Here is a 3,909-nt window from a genome sequence, read left to right as displayed (position 1 = left end):
TCGTAAAACGGATCGAAATGGCGTGTTCCCATTTTGTTCGCCCACAAACATTTTACTCATACCCGAATTCAATCGTTTATTCAATGAAGTTGACCTGATTGTAACCCCCACCCTGCCGGCTCTCCCGAAACCTGTCGGAGAAGAAATTATTCAATTGACCGATGAACCAGAACCTATTTTTAATTGCTTCATCCGATACACATCTTATTTTAACCTGACCGGACACCCGGCCATCTCTATTCCCGCCGGTCTCAGTGACGATAAGCTTCCAGTCGGTGTTCAGTTTGTTGGGGCAAAGCTGAATGAACAGCGCCTTATATCCGCTGCAGCTGCTTTTGAAAAACACTTTCTCGGGGATTTTTATAAAACGAGGGAAGAAGTATTAAAGGAACAAACCTTCAGTTTTCAATGAAATGAAGACATCATTAAGGGGAAGCCTCAGCTTCCCCTTTTATTGATGATCAATCATCTGATTCTTCTGCAATGATGTCTTTTTTCAATAAATACTCAAACGTGATATCCGCAAGCTCCCTTACCTCGTCCTCTGCAGGAATGAAACCCCTTTTGATAAGTTCTTGGTAAAAAAATTCGGCAATTTCTTCTGTATCAATAAACACATCGATTTCGCGCATTTCATTCCGCCCCTTTTCTCTATTTTTTATTCTCTGCTTCCAAATACAGCTCCCAAGCTTCATCATAAACCGATAATGTTGTTTTATAGCTTCCGTTCAATTCAAGGTATTCGCTGATTTCATAATAATCCTGCGAATCTTTTGGAAAGTCGTGATCCTTATAAACTTCTTCCGCAAAAAAACTTAATTCATCTTTTGGTTCCGGCTGCCGGTATTTAAGTAAAAAGTGATAAAAAGATTTCTTCATGATCCCATACGCCTTTCAGCTTTCTTGTTCATCCAATATAATGGATTGTCCAGCACATGTAAACCAAAAGCCCTTGCAGGCAAAAACATTGTTTGTCTTTCTATAAATGTATGCAAAGCCAGTTTCAAAAAGCCCCCTATTTTCAGGGGGCTCGCTGCTTAAAGATTTTTACGCTTTTCGTGTTTCATGATTTTCAAATACGTTTAATTAACCCAGCAGGCGCCGATGATGATCAACAGGATGAACAGCACAACAATCAGCGCAAAGCCGCCTGCGAAACCAAACCCGCCGTATCCACAACCTCCACCATAGCCATACGCAGGCGATACGAAGCCGTCGCATCCACATCCGCAGCCGCCATATCCCCCATATCCGCCATAGTACATGTCATCACTCCCCAATCATTTCATATGGTCTCTTCATCCATATACTATGTAGGTGTTTCGCGGACCGCATGTGCTTTTGCCCATTTTTTAAACAATTGAGGGTTATTTGCTTAGAGGCAACGGCCTATTCAAAAAGCTTTTTAAACTCACCGTATCCTTCTTCTTCCAGCTTTTCCTTGGGTATGAAGCGAAGAGCGGCGGAGTTTATACAGTATCTCAGCCCCGCAGGCCCTGGTCCATCCGGAAATACATGCCCCAAGTGGGAATCAGCAGTCTTGCTTCTTACTTCCGTTCGTATCATACCGTGGCTGAAGTCCTGGTTCTCCAATATTTCACTTTCCTCAATCGGCTTTGTAAAGCTTGGCCAACCGCAGCCGGCATCATATTGATCCTTTGAACTGAACAATGGCTTTCCCGAAATAATATCTACATATATCCCTTCCGCCTTGTTATTCCAGTATTCATTATGAAAAGGAGGCTCAGTTCCATTATTCTGCGTCACTTCATATTGAAGCGGCGTCAACTTTTTTCTCAGCTCATTTTGTTCCATTTTGTTCACCCCAGTGTCGCTCAATGAATTGTGCCCTTCCTGACCCATGTTGGTAAGCAGTGTAGCGTTCGGGATTTTTCCGGTAAAAGTGCTGATGATATTCTTCTGCCTCATAAAAAGGCTTGGCCGGCTCAACCGCTACTGCTATAGGCTTTGAGAACTTTCCGCTTTTGTCCAGATCTTTCTTTGATTCTTCTGCCAAAACCCGCTGTTCTTCATTGTGGTAAAAAATGGCTGGGCGATATGAATCGCCCCGGTCGTAAAATTGTCCACCGGCATCGGTCGGATCGATTTGCATCCAGTATAGATCAAGAAGCTTGTCATAAGAAATGACTGTTGGATCAAACGTGATTTGAACGGCCTCCGTGTGGCCTGTCAACCCTGAACAGACCTGTTCATACGTAGGATTAACAGTTGTTCCGCCAGTATAGCCAGATATAACTTTTTTAATCCCGGGCATTTCGTCAAATGGTTTGACCATACACCAAAAGCATCCACCTGCAAATGTTGCAAGCTGCAGCCGATCATCTGCTCCCATTATTACCCCTCCTTGTACAATACAAATTATTCTGTGGGAACAAGCATCTTCATAGATATCCTATCCTTTTCAAGGTCAAATTCCTGCACCCTTACTTGAATGCCATTGTTAAGTCTCATTTCCTGCAGCGCCACGTATACTTGGTGGTCATTTGGCTGGATAATGACCCACGGCGGCAATTTATAGGCATCCCGTATAAATTTCATTATATAAGATACCGGCAATTTTACATCGCCCAAATAAACATCCTTTTGTTCCAGCACAAGATCGCCATTCTCCAAAGCTTTCGGCTCAAAAGTCATTTTCAACTGCATGGCTTGTGAAAATACAGAAACCTCTCCATAAAGCTCGACCTCATCGGTCAAAAAAACATTATAATGAATGGGCCCATTCAGGCCTTCCTTTTCAATATAATAATTGATAAGGTCGTTCAAATCCTCTTTATGGGTATCTATCGTAAATTCCGAATAGGTACCCGTATCCGAAGCGTTTTTTGGAATCTCCTTTTGATCCGATGATAAAAACAGGAGCAATCCAATGCCGCAAACAAATAGCAAGTTAGCGGCAGCCAACACAATAAAAGCTATTTTCCAAACGTTTTTGTTACCCATTATGTGTCCCCCGTACAGCAAGCTCATCATATATATTTTTCGGCAGTCAAAAGATCGTAAATTCGCTCTGCAATCAACTCATACCCTCGAGTATTAGGGTGGAAATAATCAGTATACAACAGACTCTCCTCATTATTTTCAAAAATGTCGGCAACAGGTACAAAAAGAGCATGATCATATTTTGCAATCGTCTCAGAACTTACGTTGTTCCAGTTGTCGACAATTTGATCCATTTCCTTTATATCTGAAAACCATTTGATAAAAGGATTATAGATACCGACAAGTACGATTCCGGCATCACTGTTATAACTCCTGATCAGGGTTAATATGTCATCCAGCCTGTCTTGATATTCATCTTCCGCCGCAATGAATTTATTCAGCTTAAGACCCAAAAGGTTTTCCCTGAAGACCTGCATGACATCATTGCCGCCGATCGTAATAATGACAAAATCCGCATCGGTAATGTCTGACTGTACCTCAGGCTGTTGCAGGCGACTCAATAATTGGTCCGTTCTGTTTCCTTTTTTGCCGTGATTTTCAAACTCTGCCTTGTTGATGCCTTTGAGATTCTCAAGGTTTTCTTTTAAGAAGGGAATATAACCTCCATGCTTATCATCAGATCCTACTCCCTGGGTCAACGAATCCCCGACAGAAACTATTTTAACATCTTGAGGTATAAAATCTTCAGGGGGCATCTGCTTGTGTTCCAAAGCCGGTTCCTTTTTACCGAGTTCTCTTGTATGGTTCGCACACCCTGCAAGAAGTAATACAAAACACATTAATGCAAATACAATTTTTTTCATATGGCTTGCCCACTCGCTTTATTTAAGTGCCTTCATTATAACATCATATGCCGTATATGATAAAAAGATATTGAACCATTGTTTGAGTCAAGTATTTGTGGGCAGAAATTTTCGCCCTTTAATTTTGTAAGCACTTTCATAC

General features: G+C 41.7%; 8 protein-coding genes and 1 pseudogene. 1 reads left to right on the top strand and 8 read right to left on the bottom strand.

The annotated features are described in order from the left end of the window. Positions 1–412: amidase family protein (locus tag FS666_RS18865; protein ID WP_244943970.1), on the top strand; the 412-nt coding region annotated here is incomplete at its 5' end. Between the two features lie 49 nt (positions 413–461). Here the strand turns inward: FS666_RS18865 and FS666_RS18860 are convergent. The 8 genes and pseudogenes from FS666_RS18860 to FS666_RS18830 form a co-directional block, all read right to left on the bottom strand. After that, complete coding sequence (locus FS666_RS18860; protein WP_120072961.1) at positions 462–632, bottom strand: YozD family protein; 171 nt, start codon at positions 630–632, stop codon at positions 462–464. A 19-nt stretch (positions 633–651) separates the two neighbouring features. Further along, positions 652–879: a YozE family protein gene (locus FS666_RS18855; protein ID WP_120072963.1), complete on the bottom strand. Its 228-nt coding sequence runs from the start codon at positions 877–879 to the stop codon at positions 652–654. 203 nt (positions 880–1,082) lie between these two features. Continuing rightward, positions 1,083–1,157, bottom strand: a pseudogene (locus FS666_RS20400) (YjcZ family sporulation protein); the annotation flags it as partial. Continuing rightward, the gene (locus tag FS666_RS20540) at positions 1,136–1,270 is read right to left on the bottom strand and encodes a hypothetical protein (protein WP_260842240.1); all 135 of its coding nucleotides are present in this window, start codon (positions 1,268–1,270) and stop codon (positions 1,136–1,138) included. The gene FS666_RS20540 and the pseudogene FS666_RS20400, both read right to left, overlap by 22 nt. Positions 1,271–1,389: 119 nt before the next feature. Next, positions 1,390–1,815, bottom strand: a complete 426-nt coding sequence (gene msrB / locus FS666_RS18845; RefSeq protein ID WP_120072968.1) for a peptide-methionine (R)-S-oxide reductase MsrB — start codon at positions 1,813–1,815, stop codon at positions 1,390–1,392. Further along, a complete protein-coding gene (msrA, locus tag FS666_RS18840) occupies positions 1,802–2,353 on the bottom strand; it encodes a peptide-methionine (S)-S-oxide reductase MsrA (RefSeq protein WP_144463742.1) in 552 nt (183 codons plus the stop codon). The genes msrB and msrA overlap by 14 nt, the downstream gene beginning before the upstream one ends. A gap of 26 nt (positions 2,354–2,379) precedes the next feature. After that, a complete protein-coding gene (locus tag FS666_RS18835) occupies positions 2,380–2,964 on the bottom strand; it encodes a YpmS family protein (protein ID WP_120072973.1) in 585 nt (194 codons plus the stop codon). A gap of 26 nt (positions 2,965–2,990) precedes the next feature. Continuing rightward, positions 2,991–3,767 (bottom strand): SGNH/GDSL hydrolase family protein, encoded by a 777-nt coding sequence (locus FS666_RS18830; protein ID WP_144463741.1) that lies wholly within the window; start codon positions 3,765–3,767, stop codon positions 2,991–2,993. Positions 3,768–3,909 lie beyond the last annotated feature (142 nt).

It is taken from the genome of Siminovitchia fortis, assembly GCF_007681465.1.
GTDB lineage: Bacteria > Bacillota > Bacilli > Bacillales > Bacillaceae_C > Siminovitchia > Siminovitchia fortis.
The sequence above is the reverse complement of the archived record's forward strand: the minus strand, read 5'-3'. Positions and strand labels throughout refer to the sequence as shown.

Excerpts from the sequence above, each read along its gene's own strand:
- msrB (WP_120072968.1), bottom strand. The coding sequence starts at position 1,815 with ATGGAACAAAATGAGCTGAGAAAAAAGTTGACGCCGCTTCAATATGAA.
- msrA (WP_144463742.1), bottom strand. The coding sequence starts at position 2,353 with ATGGGAGCAGATGATCGGCTGCAGCTTGCAACATTTGCAGGTGGATGC.
- FS666_RS18860 (WP_120072961.1), bottom strand. The coding sequence starts at position 632 with ATGCGCGAAATCGATGTGTTTATTGATACAGAAGAAATTGCCGAATTT.
- FS666_RS18855 (WP_120072963.1), bottom strand. The coding sequence starts at position 879 with ATGAAGAAATCTTTTTATCACTTTTTACTTAAATACCGGCAGCCGGAA.
- FS666_RS20540 (WP_260842240.1), bottom strand. The coding sequence starts at position 1,270 with ATGACATGTACTATGGCGGATATGGGGGATATGGCGGCTGCGGATGTG.
- FS666_RS18830 (WP_144463741.1), bottom strand. The coding sequence starts at position 3,767 with ATGAAAAAAATTGTATTTGCATTAATGTGTTTTGTATTACTTCTTGCA.
- FS666_RS18835 (WP_120072973.1), bottom strand. The coding sequence starts at position 2,964 with ATGGGTAACAAAAACGTTTGGAAAATAGCTTTTATTGTGTTGGCTGCC.